Below are 19,343 nucleotides of genomic sequence, written 5' to 3' on the forward strand. Positions count from 1 at the left end.
GTGCTTCAGCGGCGTTCGAGCAGGACTGTCTGAGAGCCATCGGATTCAGGAGAGATCATGACCAACCCCATCGACACTGAGCAGTCCTGGTTCCGGACCATCACCCGACCGGCCTCACGGATGATCTTCACGGTCCTCGCGCTCGTCGCGTTCGTCGCCGGCATCGCGCTCGGCGTAGCCCTCCCGGAGTACCAACTCTGGTTCCAGGTGCCCGCCGTGGTGATTCTGATGGTCTGGTTCCTCGTCATGACGCTGCACTACCGCCGAGCGCGGACCCGGCGCGCGTAATAGAGTCGTCCCCATGTCGAGTCCTGAGTCAGACAGGTCAGGGGCTGCCGGTCACACCGCCAGCCCCCGGATCCGCTGAACCCGACGCCCGCTGTCTGTGCGGGCGCCGATCCGTCGTCTCCGGGCGATGGCCGTGGTGACCAAGAAGCTCCCTTTCTTGATCTCTCACCTCGGAGTACTCGATGCCTTTCTCTCTCTATCTGCTTGCCCTGGCGGTCTTCGTCATGGGCACCTCGGAATTCATGCTCGCGGGACTGCTGCCCGCCATCGCGAGTGACCTCGACGTCTCGGTCGGCACCGCCGGCCTGCTGACATCGGCCTTCGCTGTCGGCATGGTCGTCGGCGCACCCCCCATGGCAGCCTTCGCCCGCCGGTGGCCGCCACGACTCACCCTGATCGCCTGCCTGCTCGTCTTCGCCGGATGCCACGTCGTCGGAGCCCTCACCCCGACGTTCGCGGTCCTGCTGATCACGCGCATCCTGAGCGCTGTCGCGAACGCGGGATTCCTGGCCGTCGCGCTGACCACGGCGACCGCACTCGTCCCCGCCGACCGGAAGGGACGCGCCCTCGCGGTGCTGCTCTCGGGCACGACCATCGCCACCGTCGCGGGGGTCCCCGCGGGGGCGCTGTTCGGGACCGCGCTCGGATGGAGGTCGACCTTCTGGGCGATCGCCGTCCTCTGCCTGCCGGCCGTGCTCGGTGTGCTGCGCGGCATCCCGAAGACGGCAGGACACGACGCACCGTCGTCACTTCGACGGGAGCTGCGTGAGCTCGCCGCGACGCGCCTCCTCCTCGCGATGGCGCTCGGAGCTCTGATCAACGGCGGCACGTTCGCGGCGTTCACCTTCCTCGCGCCGGTCGTCACCGACATCGCCGGGCTGGATGCCGGATGGGTCTCGGTCGCGCTGGTGCTGTTCGGCGTCGGATCGTTCCTCGGCGTCACGATCGCGGGACGACTGTCTGACCGTCACCCCGGACTCGTGCTCGGCATCGGCGGGCCGCTCCTGCTCGCCGGCTGGGTCGCGATGGCCCTGGTCGCCGAGCATCCGGTGCTGCTGCTCGCGCTGGTGCTCCTGCAGGGGATGCTGTCGTTCAGCGTGGGCAGCACTCTCATCGCGCGGGTGCTCTATGCGGCATCCGGAGCTCCGACGATGGGCGGGTCGTACGCGACCGCCGCACTGAACGTCGGGGCGGCGGTCGGGCCAGTGCTCGGCGGAGTCGCGCTCAGCGCGGGAGTGGTCGCGCCGATGTGGGTGGCCGCAGGGCTGACGGCGCTGGCACTCGTCGTCGCGGTGGTGTCGCGGCGGTCGATCGCACCTGCCTCCGCGGGCGCGGCGGGCTGACACCCCGGCGGAAACCCTGCGAGGATCGCACAGTGAGCGCGACCGTGACGATCCCCGCAGGGATCACCGTCATCGTCGACGACGGCAGCCGCCACGACCTCGCCCCCGGGACCTATCCCGTCCACGCCACCACCGCGACCGGACAGCAGGTGCCCACCGGCGACCGCCCCCACTTCCTCGAGGTCGATCTGCCGACCGGCGGCACGACCGGCATCGGCATCATCCTCGTCCGCATCCCGGCAAACGACGACGAGTTCCCCGTGCAGACCGCGGGCGGCATTGTGCGGTTCGCGATCAACAACCACCTGACCGCCAACTCAGGCGCGCGCTGACGGCACCCGCCAAGCCCTCACCTTCCGCCGCCTGTGGACGTACGACATGATCGTGTACCAGACGAGCATCGGCGCCAGCGCCACGGCGATGATCGTCGGCTGCCAGTCAGGGCGAGAATCAGAGAGGGCCCAGCCCGCCGCGCCGATCGTGTTCACCGCGGTGGTCCCCACGAGGTGGCTCGTGGGACGCGTCAGAATGCCGAACCAAGACACCTTCTCGGGAAATGACTCTTCGTACCTCGCCATCATGAGGAGGTGCCAGGTGACGACCCCGAGCACAGCGGGCCCGTTGAACCACCAGCGATGTTCGGGCATCGATACGCCCGCGGTGATGAGCGCGGCGAAGCCGACCAGCACAATGCAGGTCACCCATCGGGGAACCCCAGGCTCGAAGATCGTCGCGAACCACGATCGCGGGTGTGAAGCATCAGACATCGTCGTCCCTTCTCATCCGAGCGCGCGGACTACCTCTAGAGAAGTACACATATGAGGACGGTTGCAATATATTTGCGGGGTTTGATGTCTTCTGCCGTTGGGTAACCATGCGTTGCTGGATCAGCGACGGCGGCGGCTCGTCTGCAGGCTCAGTCATCGACAGTGCCTGGCGTCGGAGTGACCTGCGAGCACGAACGCCCCGAGAAGACCCGGGGCGTTCGCACGGACGACCGATCAGCCCAGCTCGAAGAGCGCCTCCGGAGTGAGGAGCTGCGTCACCGGACCCACCAGCCCCGAACCCAGGGAGGACTTCCCGGCGGCATCCGAGTTCACGAAGGCGACGATCGTCATGTCCTTCTCGGGGAGATAGATCGTCACGGTCTTGTACCCCGGGAGGCTTCCGTTGTGGCCGATCCAGCCGTTGAGATTGAAGAGGCCGAGACCGTATCCCCATTCGGGGTGCTGAGGGTCTTCGGGAGTGACGGTGAGCCGTTCCTTCTGAAGCTCGGGCGACAGCAGCTCGCCCGTGGCGAGAGCCGGCACCCAGATCTTCAGGTCGTCGAGCGTCGAGATCATCGCTCCGGCCGCCCATCCCCACGACGGGTTCCAGTCGGTCGCGTTCGTGAGCGATCCGTCGTCGCTCTGCTGCGCCGTGTATCCCTGCGCGTGCGGCTCCGGGTATTCGTTGCCCTCCGGCAGGAAGGTGTGTTCCATCCCCAGGGGCTTCGCGACCTCGTCCTGCAAGACCTCGGCGAGCGTCTTCCCGGTGATCTTCTCGATCGCCATCCCGACGAGCACCGTGCTGGTGTTCGAGTACGACATCTCGGCCCCCGGCTCATCGGTCAACGGCTGCCCGCTCACGACGTCGATCAGGCTCTGTGGAGTCAGCGGAGCGTAGGGGTCGCTGAGCAGCGACATCTGCCACTCCGGGTTCTCGGAGTAGTCGGGGAGACCCGATGTCATCGCGGCGAGCTGCCGCAATGTGATCTCGTCGCCTCGCGTGACCCCGTCGACGTACTCGGAGATGTGGTCGTCGAGCGATGCCTTGCCCTGATCGACGAGGCGCAGCAGAGCCGTGATCGTGAAGGTCTTGGTGACGCTGCCGATGCGGTGGTTGAGCTCGGGCGTCATCTTCGTCTTCTTCTCGGCATCCGCATACCCGGCCGACGAGACGTAGTCGCCCCCGGGGCTCCAGACCGCGAGTGTGACGCCGGGCATCTCGTGCTCGGTGACAGCTGCTTCGAGGATCGCATCGAGCTTCTTGACCGTCTCGGCATCGAAGGCCTTCGATGCCGGCGCCTGCGAAGACGACGGGGGATCGGCGGGGGCGGGCGCTGCGCAGCCCGCCAGAACGACCGTCGCGACGACGATCCCTCCGAAGACGGCGAGAGCAGGACGGGGGAAACGGATGCGTGAGATCACGACGAACCTTCCATAGGGGATATGTGTCTCTCATGCTCCGCGGAGCCGCGGAGACGCCACATCCTTCGGCGGTATATCGGCTGTCGTACCCCGGTCGGAACCCCGAGCCGACGAGGTCGTCGCGCGGTGTGATACCACTCGGGGTGGTCAGGCCGCGATCCCCCGCAGCAGCACGCTCACCGTCGCATCGACCCGCTCGTCCCCCAGCGGCCGCCCGAGCAGCGCGGCGTAGCTGGCCATCGCGACGAACTGGTCCGCGATCGCGGCAGCATCCGCATCCGCTCGCACGTCTCCGGCTTCGACAGCCAGCGCGACCCGCGCCGACACCCACTCGCGGATCGGCGCCGCGAGCTTCTCGTTCAGCGCGAGCCCGAGCTCGGGATCGGATGCCGTGATCACGATCAGAGCTCGCGCGATCGCGACGCCATCGGCATCCGCGAGGGCGGTGCTCATCGCCGAGAACCAGGCCCGGAGGTCGGCGGCGAGGTCGGCGGTGAACGGCACGGCGACGTCGGATCCGGGAAGCCCACCCTCGAGCAGCGCCTCGCCGAGGATCGCGGCCTTCGACGGCCACCACCGGTAGATGGTCTGCTTCGAGACGCCCGCGGCATCCGCCAGTCCCTCGATCGTCACAGCCTCGTACGCGTGGCTCGTCAGCGCGGCACGCATGGCGTCGAGCACCGACTGGCGGGCTTTCTCACTGCGAGGACGAGGCACCATCCGAGCGTACTCAGGCGTACACTGAAACATAAGTAGACGCACCGTTGCGAAACTCGAACAAGGAGAACGAGCATGGCCCTCACCGCACACTCCACCATCGGCGACTGGATGAACGACCCGACCGGCGGGCCGCTCATCCGCGCACTGTTCGAGAAGACGGGCGCCGACCCCTCGCTGCTGACCCCGGTGCTCGGACTCCCGCTGCAGCAGCTCGTCGCGATGAGCCAGGGCGCCATGCCGCAGTCGATCGTCGATGACCTCGTGCGCGCGGCCAACGGCGGCGAGATCCCCGCCGACGACGAGTCCGCGGGCTGGACCGAGAAGCCCACCTCCGGACGCTTCGCCGACAAGACCGTGATCGTGACCGGCGCGGCATCCGGCATCGGCAAGGCCACGGCATCCCGCATCGCGCGCGAAGGCGGACGCGTGATCGCCAGCGACATCGCCGCCGAGAAGCTCGACGCACTGAAGGCGGAACTGCCGGATGCCGACATCGTCACGGTCCCCGGTGACCTCACGAAGCAGGACGCGATCGACGCCGTCCTCGCCGCCGCGGGAGACCGCATCGACGGCCTCGCGAACGTCGCCGGCATCAACGACGACTTCTCCCCCGCCGGTGAGACGACGGATGCCGTCTGGGACAGGGTCATCGCGATCAACCTCACCGCGCCGTTCAAGCTCATGCGCGCGGTGCTCCCGGTCATGGAGGCTGCGGGTCGCGGGGCGATCCTCAACGTCTCGAGCGAAGCGGGTCTGCGCGGCAACGCGTCGGGCAACGCCTACACGGCCAGCAAGCACGGCATCATCGGCGTCACGAAGTCGGCGGCGTTCATGTACGGGCCGAAGGGCATCCGCGTGAACTCGGTCGCTCCGGGCGGCGTGGCCACCGGCATCCCGATGCCCCCGAACATGTCGGAGTACGGCTCCGGCCGTCTCGGTCCGTTCCAGCAGGCGATCCCGACCGTCGCGACCGCCGAGCACCTCGCGGCGTCGATCACGTTCCTGCTGTCGGATGACGCGGTGAACATCAACGGCGCGATCCTCGCGAGCGATGGTGGTTGGTCGGTGCAGTAAGCCGGATGCTGGATCAGAGATGCCTCTCCGTGGCACGTGGGAGAGGCATTTCTGATCCACGCTGACGCAAGGGGGTGGCGCAAGGGGGTGGCTCGACGCGCGGGCCCTGCTTAGGCTCGCGGCATGCTCGCCATCGCCTCGATCGTCATCCGTGTGAACGACCTGCCTTCTCAACTCGAGTTCTGGAAGGCCGCCCTCGACTACATCGAGCGCGATGCGCCCAGCGACGATTGGGCCGTGCTCAAGCCGCGCTATGCGGATGCCCCGTGCATCGCGCTCGACGCGCATCATTCCGAACGCGTGCTGCCCCCGCGCATCCACCTCGACATCTATGCCGAGGATCAGGCCACTGAGGTCCAGCGACTCGTTGAGCTCGGCGCGCGCGAGGTGCCGTGGGACGGACGACCCGACGACGCCGACTACATCATTCTGGAAGACCCCGAGGGCAACCGGTTCTGCATCGTCGACCGCCCTCACTGGCCCGGCTGGCAGCGCATCCCCGCGCGCTGAGCGTCACAACGGCCCGAGCACCCGCCCCACCTCGGCATCCAGCTCCAGCGTCTCGAGGACCGTCAGCAGCTGCCGCTCCTCGAACCGGAAGTGGCTCTCCATGATCGCCGCGATGCCCTCGAGGTGCCGCGACAGCTCCTCGGGCGAGGCCGCCGAATCGACCGCGGCCTGCAGTCCGCCGAGCAGGTGCCCGATCATCGAGTGATCCTGCTCGAGCTTGCGCAGCGTGTCCCGCAATTCCGGATGCTCCGCGGCGATCGCCGGGAACAGCTCCCGATCCTCGCCCTCGTGGTGCCCCGTCAGCGCCGCACAGAAGCCATGGCAGAACAGCAGCAGATCGCGAGTCGCCGATCCGCCCGGTGGTCCGCCGGAAGCGAGAGCCTCCTGCGCGATCGACAGTGCTGTGCGCAGCCGTTCGTGGACGCTGCGCAGTTCCATGCTCCAGGCGACGAGCCTGGTCTTCTCGCCCTCAGTCACGTGAGGGCGAAGGGGTCGACGTGTTCATCGTCGTGCTCCTTCGGATCCCACGCCTCCATGTCTGACACAGCCTGCCACCGACACGCGACGCTTCCGACACGCTAACAGGCCGACATCCGTCGCGGCCACCGGGTCCGCCGCACGGGGGATGCGCCCCGAAACGGCCGACCGCATACTCGGAGCATGAGCGAGAGCATCTTCACCCCCGGAGTCGAGGTCGTCACCGCCCGCGGACGAGGCAATGTCGTCGACGTCCGCGCCACCCCAACCGGCAAGTTCGTCTTCGGCGTCGAGGACCCCGACGGCGAAGTGACCTACTTCACTGAGAAGGGCGTTCGACTCGCACAGAGCTAGGCTCGCTCGACTCGTCGTCGACGTCCGCGTAGGCACCCTCGTCCCGCCCGCGCGCTCCGACAGCACGGAAGTAGGCCTTCGACGAGGAGTGGAACATCAGGAGCACGGCGACGAGCGCCATCCCCGCTGCCAGGAACATCAGCGCGAAGAACCCCACCCCGCCCGACAACACGGCGAGGTAGCCCAGTGCGGCCGGGAGCAGGAGCATCCCGAACCGTGCCCACGACCGGCCGAGCATGACCAACACCGTCAGCACGGCGATCACGAGCCACACGGCGGTTCCGATCCACCCGACAGGCGACCCCCAGACGATGGCGAACAGGGCGACCGGGGCGAACGCCACGGCCACCGCCAACAGGATGACGCTCACCACCGTGAGAGCCACGATGAGGATGGGTGGCATCGAGTTGCGGTTCTGCTCAGCGGTCGGCATCCATCCAGTATCGCCCGCGCCCCTCGACGATCCCGCGCACCCACGCGTGCCGGCGCTCGCTCAACGACCGGGGTCGGCGTCAGGGGACCACATCGCGGTCCACGAAGTCGACGATGGTGCGCGTGAACAGATCGGGATCCTGGATGCTCCAGATATGACGCATCCCGGGCGCCACCCAGGTGCGCGTCTGCGGCATCGCCCGCGTCAGCGCCGTGAACGCCACCCGCACGTCCCTCGACTCGCGCTCTCCCGCGATCGCGAGGAGGGGCCCGGCGTAGTCGAACCGGCCGGCGGGCATCGAGCCCGCGAAGATCTCGCCGTACATGCCGTGCGCCGTCTCCGCGCTCACCCCTCGCCCGGCGGCGATGAACTGCTCGCGTGCATCCGCGGGAATCCGGAACATCGCCGCCTGCATGCGCCAGAACCACCGTCGGTCCCACGCGCGCAGCTGCCACTCCGCCAGACGCCGCTGGGTACCTCGGATGCCGGTCATCATCGCCCCGGTCACCATGCACGAGCGGATGACGTCCGGAAGCCGCGCCGCCAGGTGCACGGCGATCACACCGCCCATCGACAGCCCCACCACATGGGCCTTTCCGTCGACCGCCCGCTCCCGGATGATAGCGGCGACATCATCCGCCGCCCCATCCAGCCCCGGCCAGCGCTCGGCGGCCCGCGTGTTGAAGCCGACCACGTCGGGCGTGATCAGGTGTCTTCCGGCGAGGCGCTCGACCTGCGGCTCCCACATCCAGTTGCCGACGTTGCCGCCGTGCAGCAGGATGATCGACTCGCCTGCCCGCTCACCATGCTCGATCGGATATGCCGCGTTCATCACGAGCCCTCCGCGGCGACGGCACGCCTGGTCGACGCGAGCCATTGCAGCTCGGCCTCACCCTGCCGGATACCCGCGTCGAGAGTCGCCATCCGAAGCACGGCACCGAGATCTCCGCTCGCCGAGGGAAGAGCGCGCAGCTGTTCCAGCCCTTCGCGGATCGCGGCCTCGCGCTCGTCGAGCAGGGCGAGGATGCCGTCGACGCCGAGCGATGCGGCGAAGAACAGCCGTGCGAGGAAGGGCTCCTTCGGCTGCAGATCCTCGAGCGGCGAGCCGAGCCATGCCTCGAGCTCGTGCCGTCCGGCATCCGTCAGAGAATGCACCCGACGGTCGGGCCTCCCCTGCTGCGGGATCGTCTCGGTCGCGATGGCCCCGTCGGTCTCGAGGCGGTCGAGCGTGCGGTAGATCTGCGACTGATCGGCATGCCAGAAATGGGCGACCGATCGCTCGAACGCGCGACCGAGGTCGTACCCGCTCTGCGGGGCCACGTCGAGGAGGCCGAGGATCGCGTGTCGGAGCTGCATGACGATATAGGACCACACATATATAGGACTGCGCAAGTATGTTCGTGCGCCGACGATTCAGTCTCGACGTCGGGCTTCACGCCGACGCCTCCTGCTCGACCAGCTCCGCGAGCGCGGCGGTGACAGAACCCCAACCGTCGAAGAAGCCCAGCTCCTCGTGGTGCGCACGCGCCGCGGGGGTGCCGTGCCGCACGATGACGCGGTAGTCCGTGCCCTCGGGGTGGTCATCGAGGATGATCTCCGCGGTCATGGCGACCGGCTCCGGGTCGGCAGGGCGCCAAGCGCTCGTCACCGCATTGGTGAACACGAGCCGGCGTCCTTCCTCCACGACGAGGAAGATCGAGTCGACGTGCGGCACGAACTCCTCCCCGTCCTCACTCATCCGCGTGACGAACCCGCCGCCCGGGGTGACGTCGAGTCGGTCGACCCGGGTGACCATGGGGGCCGGGATCCACCACTTCTCGAGCCGCGCGGGCTCCGTCCACGCTCGCCACACGTCGGACGGCGATGCGCGGATCACACGCTGCAGGCTGAGATCGTGCTCGGGGTCGATGGTCACGTCGGTCATGATGTCTCCTGAGGATCGGTGAGGAAGTTCTCGAGGCGGTCGGTGCGCTCTTCCCAGAGGCTCCGCTGCTCGGCGAGCCAGTCGTCGACGACTGCCAGCCGCTCGCGGTTGAGCGTGCAGGTGCGCACCCTCCCCGACTTGGCCGTGCGGATGAGCCCGCTCGCCTCGAGCGCCCGCACGTGCTTCATGAACGACGGCAGGGTGATGGGGAACGGACGCGCCAGGTCTCCGACGCTCACCGGCCCACGCCCGAGACGCCGAACGACCTCTCGTCGGGTCGGGTCCGCGAGGGCGAGGAACACCTCGTCCAGAGGCTGCGAATGGTTAGCCATGCGGAACAGTATTACGGAAACTATGCCTCAAGGCAAACTATTTGTCCGAGCGCACCGGCATCCGCCCCACGGCGGCGCGCACCATGGCGGCGTTGGTCGAGGCCGGCATCCCGTCGGGGAGCGTCAGCACGTCTTCGAGACCGATCCGCGTATCCAGACCCAGTTCGACGGCGAGGTCGAAGGCCGCCCAGGCGGAATCCTCCTCGCCGTGCAGGAGGATCGGGATGCCCGGCTCCTCGGCGGTCACGTGGGCGATCAATCCCTCGGCGTGGCCGCGCACGACGTCGGCCGCCTCGTCGGGCAGCTCGATCAGCACGCGCAGGCAGTCGCCGCGCACGGGCGAGCGCCGCCACGCCGCAAGTCCCGACGAATCCCAGACCCCCGCCTCGACGCCGACGCCGCGGCTGAGCAGCAGCGCGGCCACGTCGTCGGCGCCCGCCTCATGCCAGTTCACCGAGGCGAAGTCGGGGAGCTCGGTCCATCCGGCGATCGCCGCGAGCCGGAGCTCGACGTCGGGCTCGGCCCATGCGCCTGTCGTCACGCCCACGGGGACACCGGTGCACGCCGCCCGCACCGCGCGGAGCCATTGCGCGACATCGCCGGCCTCGAGGCTGTCGCGACCTCGTTCATTCTTCGGGTGCACGTGGATGGCACCGGCTCCTGCGGCCACCGCCTGCGCCGCATCACCTGCCACGACGCTCGCGTCGGTGCTCAACCACGGATGCTGAGCCACATCTCGCGCGCCGTTGACGCATGCCTGCAGCAGCATCCGTCGGCCGGGACGGTCATCGACATGCGCCTCGGGCAGCACCCGTCAGCCGATCAGGTCGCGCGGGTGGACGGCATGGACGCCGCTGTCGGGAGAGGGTCCCTCTTCGGTGCGCACGGTGTGCGTGACCTGACGCGCGACGGCCGCACCCCGCCCGACCTTGATGGCCTCGGCCTCGGTCAGGAAGCTCGCACCCAAGGTGCGCGACTCCCCCTCGATGCGGTTGAACCAGATCCCGTCGCGCCGAAATGTCTCGATGTCGCCTGCGGCCATGCCGTATCCCTTCTCTCGCATTCCTTTCTACGATGCGGCGCCGACATGCGAGAGCCCCTTGACAGAGAAATCTGCCTCGTCAGAGCGCGCGAGTCTCCAGCGCTTCGCGCATGGCGGAGAACGCCTCGGCGAGGATCGGGCGGGGCGTCGCGAACACCACCCGCACGAAGCCTTCGTATCCGTGGCCGAGCAGACGGCCCTCGGTGAGCACGACCCCGGCCTGCTCGCGGAAGAACGCCGCGGGCGGGCCCTCGATGTCGAGCGCGCGCGTGTCGATCCAACCGATGTATGTCGCTTCGGGGATGCGATACACGGCGCCGGGAAGGCGCGTCGCCACGAGGTCGCCGAGAACGCGACGCGATCCGTCGAGGTAGTCGACGACGTCCGTCAGCCAGGGGCGACCGTGTCGGTAGGCGGCCGTCGACGCGACGACGCCGAGGGTCGCTGCACCGTGCTGCACCGCGAACCCGAACTGCCGGTAGCGCTCCTGGTCGGCGTCGTTCGAGGTGATCAGCTGCGCGGTCTTGAGACCGGGGATGTTCCAGGCCTTCGAGGCGCTCGTGCCGGTCACGGTATGCGCGGCGGTCGCCTCCGACACCGAGGCGTAGGGGACGAACGGCCTGGCGTCGTAGCGCAGCGGGGCGTGGATCTCGTCGGCGAACACACGGCCGCCGTGCCGCTCCACGATCTCGGCGATCGCCTCGAGCTCGGCCCGATCGGCGATCGTGCCGGTGGGGTTGTGCGGGTTGCACAGCACGAGCGTGCGGGCGCCGGCGGCGAAGGCCTCGTCGATGCGCTGCAGGTCGTGCCGCCACCGTCCGTCGACCTCCACACCGGGAACCTCGATGACCGGATGCCCGATCGCCGGAAGATATGTCAGGAACGGCATGTAGGCCGGCGTCGGCACGATCACGGCCGATCCGGCGGGGGCGTACTCCTGCACCGCGACGCCGAGAACAGCCATCACGTCGGAGACCGGATGCACGCGCTCCGGGTCGACGGCCCAGTCGTACTCCTCGCGCATCCAGTCGGCCGTCGCCACTCCGAGGTCCGCGGCCAGCGGCGGCGACAGGTACCCCAGGTTCTCCTCGTCGATCGCCCGATGCATCGCCTCCGCGATCTCGGGAGCGACGCCGAAGTCCATCTCGGCCACCCACGCGCCGATCCGGCCCGGATGAAGGCTCCACTTGCGGCTGTGCGGCCGGTCGAGGTGCAGGCGCGTGCGCGCGTCGAACGGGTGCGACGGGAGGGGCGGACAGTCCTCGCTCATCTGCCCCAACATACGGACGATCCCGCCCCGACGCATGCCGCGTTTCCGTGCATGACGGCTCCGCGAGCCGACCCCGCGCCGTTCAACTGCCCTTGCCGGACTCCGCCCGGCGGCTGCCTGCTTCGAGCACGTCGCCGGCCGGGAGCTCCTGGTGCCCGCCGAACTGCAGTCGCATGGCCGACAGCACCTGGTTGGCGAAGCGGTCCTCGTCGCGCGACGCGAAGCGCTCGAAGAGGGATGCCGCGAGCACGGGGACCGGAACGCCCACGTCGACCGCTGCCTTGACCGTCCATCGCCCCTCTCCGGAGTCCGACACGCGCCCGGCGAGGCCGTCGAGCGTCGGGTTCTGGTTCAGCGCCGCCGCCGTCAGGTCGAGCAGCCACGACGACACCACGGATCCGCGACGCCAGAGCTCGGAGACCTTCGCGGTGTCGATCGGGAACTGGTAGAACTCGGGCTCCTCGAGCGGGGCGATCTCGGCGGAATGCTGAGCCTCGCGGATGCCGGCATCCGCGTTCTCGAGGAGATTGAGCCCCTCGGCGAGCGCGGCCATGATCCCGTACTCGATGCCGTTGTGCACCATCTTCACGAAGTGCCCGGCCCCCGAGGGGCCGCAGTGCAGGAAGCCCTGCTCCTCCGGAGCGAACTCGCCGGTGCGGCCGGGCGTGCGCTCGATCTCACCCGGACCCGGCGCGATCGTGCGGAAGATCGGCTCGAGGCGCTGCACCGCGGCATCCGGCCCGCCGACCATCAGGCAGTAGCCGCGCTCCAGCCCGAAGACGCCGCCGCTGGTGCCGACGTCGATGTAGTCGATGCCGCTCTCGCGGAACGCGGCCGCGCGACGCACGTCGTCGCGGTAGTTCGAGTTGCCGCCGTCGATGAGGGCGTCGCCGGGTTCGAGCACCGCGGCCACCTCGTCGGCCACCTGGCCGGTGAGCGAGGCGGGCACCATCATCCAGACGGCACGCGGCACCTGCAGCTTCGACACCAGGTCGGGGATGCTGTCGGCGCCGACGGCCCCCTCGGCGACCAGCGCCTGCACGGCATCCGCGTTCACGTCGTAGACGACGCAGTCGTGGCCTGCGCGCATCAGCCTGCGAACGATGTTCGCACCCATCCGTCCGAGTCCGATCATCGCCAGCTGCATGGGATTCCCCTCCGAGTACGTGTGCGATCGTCGGCGCGCCATGCGCGCCTGGTGGCGATGCTACGCCTCCGCGGTGTCGGCATCCGGTCGGGATCGGCTCTCACCCACTGTTTTCGCGGCGCGTCAAGGCAGGAGATGCCCAGGATGGCGCGGGATACTGTCAGTGGAATACAAGACCCGGATGCCGGAACGAGGAGTGCGTGATGACGCTGGAGGTTCTCTCTCCTTCGTCCGCCCTGCTCGACGGACGCTATGTCCTGCAGGATCGGGTCGGACAGGGCGGCACTGCCACCGTCTATCGCGCCGAGGACACCTACGTCGGACGGACCGTCGCGATCAAGATGCTCCACCGTGGCGAGGGTGCGCTGCGCAACGCCGATCGCGCGCGGACCGAGGAGGCCCTTCTCGCCTCGCTGAGCCACCCCTCTCTCGTCGCGCTGTTCGACGCGCAGCTGCGGCGACGGCGTCCGCAGTACCTGGTCATGGAGTTCGTGGACGGTCCGACCCTCGCCGAACGCATGGCTGCGGGACCGGTGCCCGCCCGCCAGCTCGCGCACCTGACGCGCGATCTCGCCGAGGGCCTGGCCGCGGTGCACGCCGCCGGCATCGTCCACCGCGACGTGAAGCCCTCGAACGTGCTCCTCGCGCCCCGTCGCACCCGCCGCGGAGGACAGTGGGCCGCGAAGCTCGCCGACTTCGGCATCGCCTGCGAGCTCGACGATGCGCGGATGACCTCGTCGGGACACGTGCTCGGCACACTCACCTACATGGCGCCGGAGCAGCTGCGCGATGCCGACCCCGGCACCGCGGTCGACATCTTCGCCCTCGGGCTCGTCATGCTCGAAGCTCTCACCGGTGAGGCCGGATACGCCGCGCTCGGGACGGGCCGCGTCGCCGCGATCCGACGCCTGACCACGAAGCCGTTCATCCCGGCTTCGGTCGATCCCGACTGGCGACGGCTGCTCGAGCACATGACGCGCCTCGACCCGCGCGAGCGCCCCACAGCCGTCGAGGTGGCCCGTGCCGCTCGCGCCCTGGTGCGCGGGGACCGGCGCGTGGAGCTCAACGCCGCCTGACCCCTGCGGATCCTGCCTCGACAGGTCGTCCCGACGCCGCGGGAGCCTGCAGGAAGCTCGTCCCCCACGCGACCACGATCGCCACGACCGCGATGCCCATCCCGACGATCACCGCGAACGCCACTCCCCACTGCTCAAGTGCGATCCCGCCGGCGAGAGATCCGAAGGCGATCCCGACGTTCACCGCGGACGCCGGGAGGGACGCAGCGAGGGGCGCCCCGGGACCGGCGAGAGCCACGACGCGATGCTGGATCGACGGGGCTGTGCCCATCCCCAGCATCCCGATCCCGAGCACGGAGAGTCCCACGATCCACGGGTTTCCGCCGAACAGCAGCAGGGCGCCCAACGAGATCAGCACACCGAGGGCCCCGACGATCAGCATCCGTGCGGCGTTCGCATCGGCGAAACGCCCGCCGATCGCCGATCCGAGAGTGGTCGAGATCCCGTAGACGAGCAGGTAGACCGTGACGAGCGGGCCGGTGAGTCCGGTCAACTCGGCGAGGAACGGAACGAGATACGTGATCGCCGCGAGCATCGCCGCGAAGGTGAGGAAACTCACGCTCAGCACGGCGAGCACACGGGGAGCGAAGGCATGCCGCGCCTGTCCGACGGCGCCGCTGCCCGCGTCCGTCGGGACCGACGGCAGCACGACGAACAGCACGACGAGCACCGCGGCCGCGACGATGACGACCGCGACGAACGATCCTCTCCAGCCGACCGACTGCCCGAGCAGGGTCCCGATCGGAAGGCCGAGCGCGCTCGATGTCGCGAACCCCGAGATGACCACCGACATCGCGCGGCCGGTGCGCTCCGGCGGCACGATCGACGTGGCAGTCACCATCGCCGCGGCGATGAACAGGCCCTGCGCGGCACCGATCACGACGCGTGCGACGAGGAACATCGGGTAGTCCGCGAACAGCGCGGGCAGCAGATTCGCCGCCAGGAAGACGGATGCCGTCGCCAGCAGCACCTGCCGCCGGTCGAAGCGCGTGGTGAGGAAGGTGAGCAGTGGCCCACCGATCGCGAGCCCGAGCGCATTGGCGGTCACGAGCGCTCCCGCAGCAGCGAGCGAGACCGACAGATCGGCGGCGATGAGGTCGATCATCCCGACGACGAGCATCTCGGCGCAGCCCATGACGAATGCTCCGGCGAACAGCGCCGCCAATACGGCTGCCGGGCGGACGCGCTTCCGGGTGGTCGCGATCATGATCTCTCCTCGCTGTCTGCAACTCCACAGTTGCACAAAGAGTGACCTAGTGCAACCCCCAAGTTGCAGTTTGATGCTCCGGCGACGTCGAAGCCGGCGAGCGGCTCGACGATCTCGGCACCGTCGGCGAGGCCATCCCAGGAGCGCGTGAGCTCGTCGAGCGACTCGGCTCGCGCCGACTGGAAGAACGTGCGGTCGGTGACCGTGGTGTCGTTCTCGCGTCGGGTCGAGCCGGCGGTGGCGGCGGCATCCGGATCGTCGGCCCGGAGGAGCTGCGTGCGGCCACCTCGGCTCTGGCCTCCCGTTTCGCCGCGGCATCCAGCTACGCCTGACCGGGCGGGCGGTGTGCACGATTCAGTAAGAATGCGCTCGAAGCGCGAGCACCGTCGCGGATTCACTCGGAAGCCGGTTCTCGCCGCGGAGATTTTTGCTGAATTGTGCACGCGGTGGGACCCGCGTCCGGTCCCACACGCCCCGAATCCGGCCGCACCCGACCGCCGGTAGACTGGAACCGCCCCGCCGGCCCCTTCCTTTGGAGTGCGCGTGACCACCGCCCCTGCACCTGTCCACAAGCACGTCCCCGACTCCGTCGAGAACGCGATCGCGACGCCCGAGAAGGAGCAGCCGTACGGCGCCCTCGGCCTCAAGGATGACGAGTACGCGCGCATCAAGGAGATCCTCGGCCGCCGCCCCACATCGGGCGAGCTGGCGATGTACTCCGTCATGTGGTCGGAGCACTGCTCCTACAAGTCGTCGAAGAACTACCTGCGCCGCTTCGGCCAGAAGGTCTCCGACGAGATGAAGGAACGCCTCATGGTCGGCATGGGCCAGAACGCGGGCGTCATCGACGTCGGCGAGGGCTGGGCCGTCACCTTCAAGGCCGAGAGCCACAACCACCCCAGCTTCATCGAGCCCTTCCAGGGTGCGGCAACCGGCGTCGGCGGCATCGTCCGCGACATCATCTCGATGGGCGCCCGCCCGGTCGCGGTCATGGACGCCCTCCGCTTCGGCGCGATCGACCACCCCGACACCGCCCGCGTCGTGCACGGCGTGACGAGCGGCATCAGCTTCTACGGCAACTGCCTGGGACTGCCGAACATCGGCGGCGAGACCGTCTTCGACTCGGTCTACCAGGCCAACCCGCTCGTGAACGCGCTCGCGGTGGGCGTGCTCCGCCACGAAGACCTCAAGCTCGCCAACGCGACCGGCGTCGGCAACAAGGTGGTGCTCTTCGGCGCCCGCACGGGTGGCGACGGCATCGGCGGCGCCAGCATCCTGGCATCCGACTCGTTCGACTCCACCGGCCCGACCAAGCGTCCCGCAGTGCAGGTCGGCGACCCGTTCGCCGAGAAGGTGCTCATCGAGTGCTGCCTCGAGCTGTACCGCGGCGAGCTCGTCGAGGCGATCCAGGACCTCGGCGCGGCAGGCATCTCCTGCGCGACCAGCGAGCTGGCCGCCAACGGCAACAGCGGCATGAAGGTCTCGCTCGACAACGTGCTGCTGCGTGACCCCACGCTCACCGCTGAGGAGATCCTCATGTCGGAGTCGCAGGAGCGCATGATGGCGATCGTCGCGCCCGAGAAGCTCGACGCCTTCCTCGAGGTCGTGAACAAGTGGGAGGTCGAGACCTCCGTGCTCGGCGAGGTCACCGGCGACGGACGCCTCATCATCGACTGGCAGGGCGAGCGCATCGTCGATGTCGACCCCTCGACCGTCGCGGTCGACGGCCCGGTCTACGACCGCCCGGTCGCGTACCCGACGTGGATCGACGCGCTGCAGGCGGATGCCGCGGAGAACCTGCCCCGCTCCAACGACCCGGAGGTGCTGCGCGAGCAGTTCCTGAACCTGGTCGCGTCGCCGAACCTGGCCGACACGAGCTGGATCACCAACCAGTACGACTACTACGTGCTCGGCAACACCGCTCTCAGCTTCCCCGATGACGCCGGCATGATCCGCGTCGACGAGGAGTCCGGCCTCGGGTTCGCGATCTCCACCGACGCGAACGGCCGCTACTGCCAGCTCGACCCGTACGCCGGCGCGCAGCTCGCGCTGGCCGAGGCGTACCGCAACGTCGCCGTCACCGGCGCGGTGCCCACCGCCATCACCGACTGCCTGAACTTCGGATCCCCGGAGAACCCCGAGGTCATGTGGCAGTTCGGTCAGACGGTCGACGGCCTCGCCGACGGATGCTACGAGCTCGGCACCCCGGTCACCGGAGGCAACGTCTCGTTCTACAACCAGACCGGCGACGTGCCGATCCACCCGACCCCGCTCGTCGGCGTGCTCGGCATCATCGACGACGTCTCGCGCCGCATCCCCTCGGGGTGGCAGGACATCGGTCAGAACATCTACCTGCTCGGCACGACCTCGACCGAGCTCTCCGGTTCGGCCTGGGCCGACGTCGTGCACCAGCACCTCGGCGGACTGCCCCCGAAGGTCGATCTCGCGGGCGAGAAGCGCCTCGCCGGCCTGCTGTCGGCTGCCCGCGACGAATGGCTGATCTCCTCGGCGCACGACGTCTCCGAGGGCGGCCTCGGCCAGGCCCTCGCCGAGGGCGTCTCGCGCTTCGGCGTCGGCGCCCGCGTCTGGCTCAACGAGATCATCGAGAGCTGTGGTGTGGATGCCGCGTCGGCGCTGTTCTCGGAGTCGACCGGCCGCGTCATCGTGACGGTGCCCCGCGAGGACGACGTGAAGTTCCGCGGCCTGTGCGAGGGTCGCAACTACCCGGTGCTGCGCATCGGCGTGACCGACAGCGAGCCGCAGCTCGAGGTGCAGGACGTCTTCACGGTCTCGGTCGACGAGCTGCGCGAGCGCTCGAAGGCCACGCTGCCGTCGTACTTCGGCCCGACCGTCGCGGAGCCGGCCGACGCCGGTCGTTGAGCGACAGAGGCGAGACGAAACGCATGAGCGAACTGAGCAAGCCCGACGACGACTACGGCGACCTGGGCGAGCCGCGCAACCGCCGCATTCGGATCATCGCCTGGACGGTCATCGTCGCGCTGATCCTCGGCGGCGGCGGCGCGACCGTGCTGACGCTGATCTTCGGCTGACCCGCGGCTCCGCCGCACTCACCCCGGTCGCGCGGCTCGTCGACGCGCGCAGCACGACGGGTCGACTTCTCGTCCACAGCGAGCCGCTGAACGACCTTCTTCACCGAACGCGGCGAAGGGCGCCGGAATGGGAGACCCCCCTCGGAGGATGCAGAGCATCACGAGCAAAGGGGACCCCATGACCGAAGCGAAACTGGACCTGATCGCCCAGCTGCTGGCGAAGGCCGAGAGCACGACGCCCGAGGAGGCAGAGGCGCTCACCGAGCACGCCGAGCGGCTGATGGTGAAATACGGCATCGAGCAGGCGCGCCTCGACGAGCGCCGCGCCCGATCCGGTCAGTCCGGTGAGGAGATCGTCCAGGAGCGGATCGTCTTCACCGGGGTCTACGCGCGCGACATGCGCGAGCTCGGCACCCGGGTGGCGCTGGCGCTCGACACGGTGCGCCCGTTGCACGCCGACCAGGCGGCCGGGTCGGTCCTCTACCTCGTGGGCTACGCCTCCGACGCGCAGCAGGCGCGCGTGCTCACCGCGAGTCTCGAGGTGCAGGCGATGGTGGCGATGCGGGCGTGGTGGGCCGCGCAGCGCGACAGTTACCGGTGGGGCACGGAAGGCGACAGGCGGCGCGCGCGCAGCGGGTTCATCCGGGGGTTCGCGGCCGGCGCGGCCGAGCGCATCGACGACAGCCGGCGCCGCATCATCGAGGAATCCGGCAGCGGCACCGACCTCGTGCTCGCCTCCCGCCGCGAAAGGGTGGACGCCGTGATCGACCGGATGCCGACCCGCCGGGCACGCGGGCGTCAGGGAGCGGATGCCGGGGCCTTTGTGCACGGGCACCGCTCGGGTCGCGAGGCGCGAACCGGCGAGCGTGCCGTGACGCCCGGCCGCGGCGTCGCACGATGAGCCACC

At 69.1% G+C, this 19,343-nt stretch carries 24 protein-coding genes; 10 read left to right on the forward strand and 14 right to left on the reverse strand.

The features are described from left to right. The first annotated feature begins 57 nt into the window (after positions 1-57). The 3 genes from MRBLWH11_RS03670 (at position 58) to MRBLWH11_RS03680 (ending at position 1,963) form a co-directional block, all read left to right on the forward strand. Positions 58-288, forward strand: coding sequence for a hypothetical protein (locus MRBLWH11_RS03670; protein ID WP_341946733.1), 231 nt, complete (start codon positions 58-60; stop codon positions 286-288). Between the two features lie 182 nt (positions 289-470). Beyond that, positions 471-1,631: a Cmx/CmrA family chloramphenicol efflux MFS transporter gene (locus MRBLWH11_RS03675; protein WP_341946735.1), complete on the forward strand. Its 1,161-nt coding sequence runs from the start codon at positions 471-473 to the stop codon at positions 1,629-1,631. Positions 1,632-1,663: 32 nt separating this feature from the next. Then, complete coding sequence (locus MRBLWH11_RS03680) at positions 1,664-1,963, forward strand: hypothetical protein (RefSeq protein ID WP_341946736.1); 300 nt, start codon at positions 1,664-1,666, stop codon at positions 1,961-1,963. Here MRBLWH11_RS03680 and MRBLWH11_RS03685 read toward each other — a convergent pair. The 3 genes from MRBLWH11_RS03685 to MRBLWH11_RS03695 all read right to left on the reverse strand — a co-directional run bounded on the left by MRBLWH11_RS03685 (position 1,949) and on the right by MRBLWH11_RS03695 (position 4,537). Beyond that, positions 1,949-2,398, reverse strand: a complete 450-nt coding sequence (locus MRBLWH11_RS03685; protein ID WP_341946738.1) for a hypothetical protein — start codon at positions 2,396-2,398, stop codon at positions 1,949-1,951. The two genes, MRBLWH11_RS03680 and MRBLWH11_RS03685, sit on opposite strands and share 15 nt — an antisense overlap. 234 nt (positions 2,399-2,632) lie before the next feature. Next, complete coding sequence (locus MRBLWH11_RS03690; protein WP_341946739.1) at positions 2,633-3,820, reverse strand: serine hydrolase domain-containing protein; 1,188 nt, start codon at positions 3,818-3,820, stop codon at positions 2,633-2,635. Between the two features lie 147 nt (positions 3,821-3,967). Further along, entirely contained in the window at positions 3,968-4,537 is a 570-nt protein-coding gene (locus tag MRBLWH11_RS03695; RefSeq protein WP_341946740.1) for a TetR/AcrR family transcriptional regulator, read from the reverse strand. A gap of 75 nt (positions 4,538-4,612) precedes the next feature. On the opposite strand from MRBLWH11_RS03695, the gene MRBLWH11_RS03700 reads away from it, so the two are divergent. Both MRBLWH11_RS03700 and MRBLWH11_RS03705 read left to right on the forward strand, forming a co-directional pair. After that, positions 4,613-5,614 carry an SDR family NAD(P)-dependent oxidoreductase gene (locus tag MRBLWH11_RS03700; protein WP_341946741.1) on the forward strand — a complete coding sequence of 334 codons (1,002 nt, stop codon included), beginning with the start codon at positions 4,613-4,615 and terminating at the stop codon, positions 5,612-5,614. 123 nt (positions 5,615-5,737) lie between these two features. Next, the gene (locus MRBLWH11_RS03705) at positions 5,738-6,124 is read left to right on the forward strand and encodes a VOC family protein (protein WP_341946742.1); all 387 of its coding nucleotides are present in this window, start codon (positions 5,738-5,740) and stop codon (positions 6,122-6,124) included. A gap of 3 nt (positions 6,125-6,127) precedes the next feature. On the opposite strand, the gene MRBLWH11_RS03710 is transcribed toward MRBLWH11_RS03705, so the two are convergent. Beyond that, on the reverse strand, positions 6,128-6,562 hold the full coding sequence (locus MRBLWH11_RS03710; protein WP_341946743.1) for a hemerythrin domain-containing protein: 435 nt from the start codon (positions 6,560-6,562) through the stop codon (positions 6,128-6,130). 222 nt (positions 6,563-6,784) lie between these two features. On the opposite strand from MRBLWH11_RS03710, the gene MRBLWH11_RS03715 reads away from it, so the two are divergent. After that, positions 6,785-6,955: a hypothetical protein gene (locus MRBLWH11_RS03715; RefSeq protein WP_341946744.1), complete on the forward strand. Its 171-nt coding sequence runs from the start codon at positions 6,785-6,787 to the stop codon at positions 6,953-6,955. Here MRBLWH11_RS03715 and MRBLWH11_RS03720 read toward each other — a convergent pair. The 9 genes from MRBLWH11_RS03720 to gnd form a co-directional block, all read right to left on the reverse strand. After that, the gene (locus MRBLWH11_RS03720; protein WP_341946745.1) at positions 6,921-7,388 is read right to left on the reverse strand and encodes a hypothetical protein; all 468 of its coding nucleotides are present in this window, start codon (positions 7,386-7,388) and stop codon (positions 6,921-6,923) included. The genes MRBLWH11_RS03715 and MRBLWH11_RS03720 overlap by 35 nt on opposite strands. 79 nt (positions 7,389-7,467) lie before the next feature. After that, a complete protein-coding gene (locus MRBLWH11_RS03725) occupies positions 7,468-8,265 on the reverse strand; it encodes an alpha/beta hydrolase (protein WP_341946747.1) in 798 nt (265 codons plus the stop codon). Continuing rightward, entirely contained in the window at positions 8,220-8,744 is a 525-nt protein-coding gene (locus MRBLWH11_RS03730; protein WP_341946748.1) for a PadR family transcriptional regulator, read from the reverse strand. Before MRBLWH11_RS03730 ends, MRBLWH11_RS03725 begins: the two co-directional genes overlap by 46 nt. A gap of 76 nt (positions 8,745-8,820) precedes the next feature. After that, positions 8,821-9,312 carry an SRPBCC domain-containing protein gene (locus MRBLWH11_RS03735; protein ID WP_341946749.1) on the reverse strand — a complete coding sequence of 164 codons (492 nt, stop codon included), beginning with the start codon at positions 9,310-9,312 and terminating at the stop codon, positions 8,821-8,823. Then, positions 9,309-9,644: a metalloregulator ArsR/SmtB family transcription factor gene (locus MRBLWH11_RS03740; RefSeq protein WP_116636186.1), complete on the reverse strand. Its 336-nt coding sequence runs from the start codon at positions 9,642-9,644 to the stop codon at positions 9,309-9,311. The genes MRBLWH11_RS03735 and MRBLWH11_RS03740 overlap by 4 nt, the downstream gene beginning before the upstream one ends. Before the next feature lie 37 nt (positions 9,645-9,681). Continuing rightward, on the reverse strand, positions 9,682-10,413 hold the full coding sequence (locus tag MRBLWH11_RS03745; RefSeq protein ID WP_341947791.1) for a 3-keto-5-aminohexanoate cleavage protein: 732 nt from the start codon (positions 10,411-10,413) through the stop codon (positions 9,682-9,684). A gap of 45 nt (positions 10,414-10,458) precedes the next feature. Further along, the gene (locus MRBLWH11_RS03750) at positions 10,459-10,686 is read right to left on the reverse strand and encodes a hypothetical protein (protein WP_341946750.1); all 228 of its coding nucleotides are present in this window, start codon (positions 10,684-10,686) and stop codon (positions 10,459-10,461) included. 79 nt (positions 10,687-10,765) lie between these two features. Beyond that, on the reverse strand, positions 10,766-11,956 hold the full coding sequence (locus MRBLWH11_RS03755) for an aminotransferase class I/II-fold pyridoxal phosphate-dependent enzyme (protein WP_341946751.1): 1,191 nt from the start codon (positions 11,954-11,956) through the stop codon (positions 10,766-10,768). Positions 11,957-12,038: 82 nt separating this feature from the next. Continuing rightward, positions 12,039-13,103 carry a phosphogluconate dehydrogenase (NAD(+)-dependent, decarboxylating) gene (gnd, locus tag MRBLWH11_RS03760; RefSeq protein WP_116636189.1) on the reverse strand — a complete coding sequence of 355 codons (1,065 nt, stop codon included), beginning with the start codon at positions 13,101-13,103 and terminating at the stop codon, positions 12,039-12,041. 203 nt (positions 13,104-13,306) lie between these two features. Between gnd and MRBLWH11_RS03765 the strand changes: the two genes are divergently transcribed. Further along, complete coding sequence (locus tag MRBLWH11_RS03765; RefSeq protein WP_341946752.1) at positions 13,307-14,179, forward strand: serine/threonine-protein kinase; 873 nt, start codon at positions 13,307-13,309, stop codon at positions 14,177-14,179. On the opposite strand, the gene MRBLWH11_RS03770 is transcribed toward MRBLWH11_RS03765, so the two are convergent. Then, positions 14,166-15,386: an MFS transporter gene (locus MRBLWH11_RS03770; RefSeq protein ID WP_341946753.1), complete on the reverse strand. Its 1,221-nt coding sequence runs from the start codon at positions 15,384-15,386 to the stop codon at positions 14,166-14,168. The two genes, MRBLWH11_RS03765 and MRBLWH11_RS03770, sit on opposite strands and share 14 nt — an antisense overlap. Positions 15,387-15,929: 543 nt before the next feature. Between MRBLWH11_RS03770 and purL the strand changes: the two genes are divergently transcribed. From purL to MRBLWH11_RS03785, 3 genes are all read left to right on the forward strand, one after another. Continuing rightward, positions 15,930-18,266, forward strand: coding sequence for a phosphoribosylformylglycinamidine synthase subunit PurL (gene purL, locus MRBLWH11_RS03775; RefSeq protein WP_341946754.1), 2,337 nt, complete (start codon positions 15,930-15,932; stop codon positions 18,264-18,266). 23 nt (positions 18,267-18,289) lie between these two features. Further along, on the forward strand, positions 18,290-18,436 hold the full coding sequence (locus MRBLWH11_RS03780) for a hypothetical protein (protein WP_165808094.1): 147 nt from the start codon (positions 18,290-18,292) through the stop codon (positions 18,434-18,436). A gap of 178 nt (positions 18,437-18,614) precedes the next feature. Further along, positions 18,615-19,337: a DUF2786 domain-containing protein gene (locus MRBLWH11_RS03785; RefSeq protein ID WP_341946756.1), complete on the forward strand. Its 723-nt coding sequence runs from the start codon at positions 18,615-18,617 to the stop codon at positions 19,335-19,337. Positions 19,338-19,343 lie beyond the last annotated feature (6 nt).

The organism is Microbacterium sp. LWH11-1.2 (genome assembly GCF_038397745.1).
Classification (GTDB): domain Bacteria; phylum Actinomycetota; class Actinomycetes; order Actinomycetales; family Microbacteriaceae; genus Microbacterium.

What these genes read in the sequence shown, in the direction of transcription:
- MRBLWH11_RS03670 (WP_341946733.1), top strand. Translation starts at nt 58, where the DNA reads ATGACCAACCCCATCGACACTGAGCAGTCCTGGTTCCGGACCATCACC.
- MRBLWH11_RS03675 (WP_341946735.1), top strand. Translation starts at nt 471, where the DNA reads ATGCCTTTCTCTCTCTATCTGCTTGCCCTGGCGGTCTTCGTCATGGGC.
- MRBLWH11_RS03685 (WP_341946738.1), bottom strand. Translation starts at nt 2,398, where the DNA reads ATGTCTGATGCTTCACACCCGCGATCGTGGTTCGCGACGATCTTCGAG.
- MRBLWH11_RS03700 (WP_341946741.1), top strand. Translation starts at nt 4,613, where the DNA reads ATGGCCCTCACCGCACACTCCACCATCGGCGACTGGATGAACGACCCG.
- MRBLWH11_RS03705 (WP_341946742.1), top strand. Translation starts at nt 5,738, where the DNA reads ATGCTCGCCATCGCCTCGATCGTCATCCGTGTGAACGACCTGCCTTCT.
- MRBLWH11_RS03710 (WP_341946743.1), bottom strand. Translation starts at nt 6,562, where the DNA reads ATGGAACTGCGCAGCGTCCACGAACGGCTGCGCACAGCACTGTCGATC.
- MRBLWH11_RS03715 (WP_341946744.1), top strand. Translation starts at nt 6,785, where the DNA reads ATGAGCGAGAGCATCTTCACCCCCGGAGTCGAGGTCGTCACCGCCCGC.
- MRBLWH11_RS03720 (WP_341946745.1), bottom strand. Translation starts at nt 7,388, where the DNA reads ATGCCGACCGCTGAGCAGAACCGCAACTCGATGCCACCCATCCTCATC.
- MRBLWH11_RS03725 (WP_341946747.1), bottom strand. Translation starts at nt 8,265, where the DNA reads ATGGCTCGCGTCGACCAGGCGTGCCGTCGCCGCGGAGGGCTCGTGATG.
- MRBLWH11_RS03730 (WP_341946748.1), bottom strand. Translation starts at nt 8,744, where the DNA reads ATGCAGCTCCGACACGCGATCCTCGGCCTCCTCGACGTGGCCCCGCAG.
- MRBLWH11_RS03735 (WP_341946749.1), bottom strand. Translation starts at nt 9,312, where the DNA reads ATGACCGACGTGACCATCGACCCCGAGCACGATCTCAGCCTGCAGCGT.
- MRBLWH11_RS03740 (WP_116636186.1), bottom strand. Translation starts at nt 9,644, where the DNA reads ATGGCTAACCATTCGCAGCCTCTGGACGAGGTGTTCCTCGCCCTCGCG.
- MRBLWH11_RS03745 (WP_341947791.1), bottom strand. Translation starts at nt 10,413, where the DNA reads ATGCTGCTGCAGGCATGCGTCAACGGCGCGCGAGATGTGGCTCAGCAT.
- MRBLWH11_RS03750 (WP_341946750.1), bottom strand. Translation starts at nt 10,686, where the DNA reads ATGGCCGCAGGCGACATCGAGACATTTCGGCGCGACGGGATCTGGTTC.
- MRBLWH11_RS03755 (WP_341946751.1), bottom strand. Translation starts at nt 11,956, where the DNA reads ATGAGCGAGGACTGTCCGCCCCTCCCGTCGCACCCGTTCGACGCGCGC.
- gnd (WP_116636189.1), bottom strand. Translation starts at nt 13,103, where the DNA reads ATGCAGCTGGCGATGATCGGACTCGGACGGATGGGTGCGAACATCGTT.
- MRBLWH11_RS03765 (WP_341946752.1), top strand. Translation starts at nt 13,307, where the DNA reads ATGACGCTGGAGGTTCTCTCTCCTTCGTCCGCCCTGCTCGACGGACGC.
- MRBLWH11_RS03770 (WP_341946753.1), bottom strand. Translation starts at nt 15,386, where the DNA reads ATGATCGCGACCACCCGGAAGCGCGTCCGCCCGGCAGCCGTATTGGCG.
- MRBLWH11_RS03780 (WP_165808094.1), top strand. Translation starts at nt 18,290, where the DNA reads ATGAGCGAACTGAGCAAGCCCGACGACGACTACGGCGACCTGGGCGAG.
- MRBLWH11_RS03785 (WP_341946756.1), top strand. Translation starts at nt 18,615, where the DNA reads ATGACCGAAGCGAAACTGGACCTGATCGCCCAGCTGCTGGCGAAGGCC.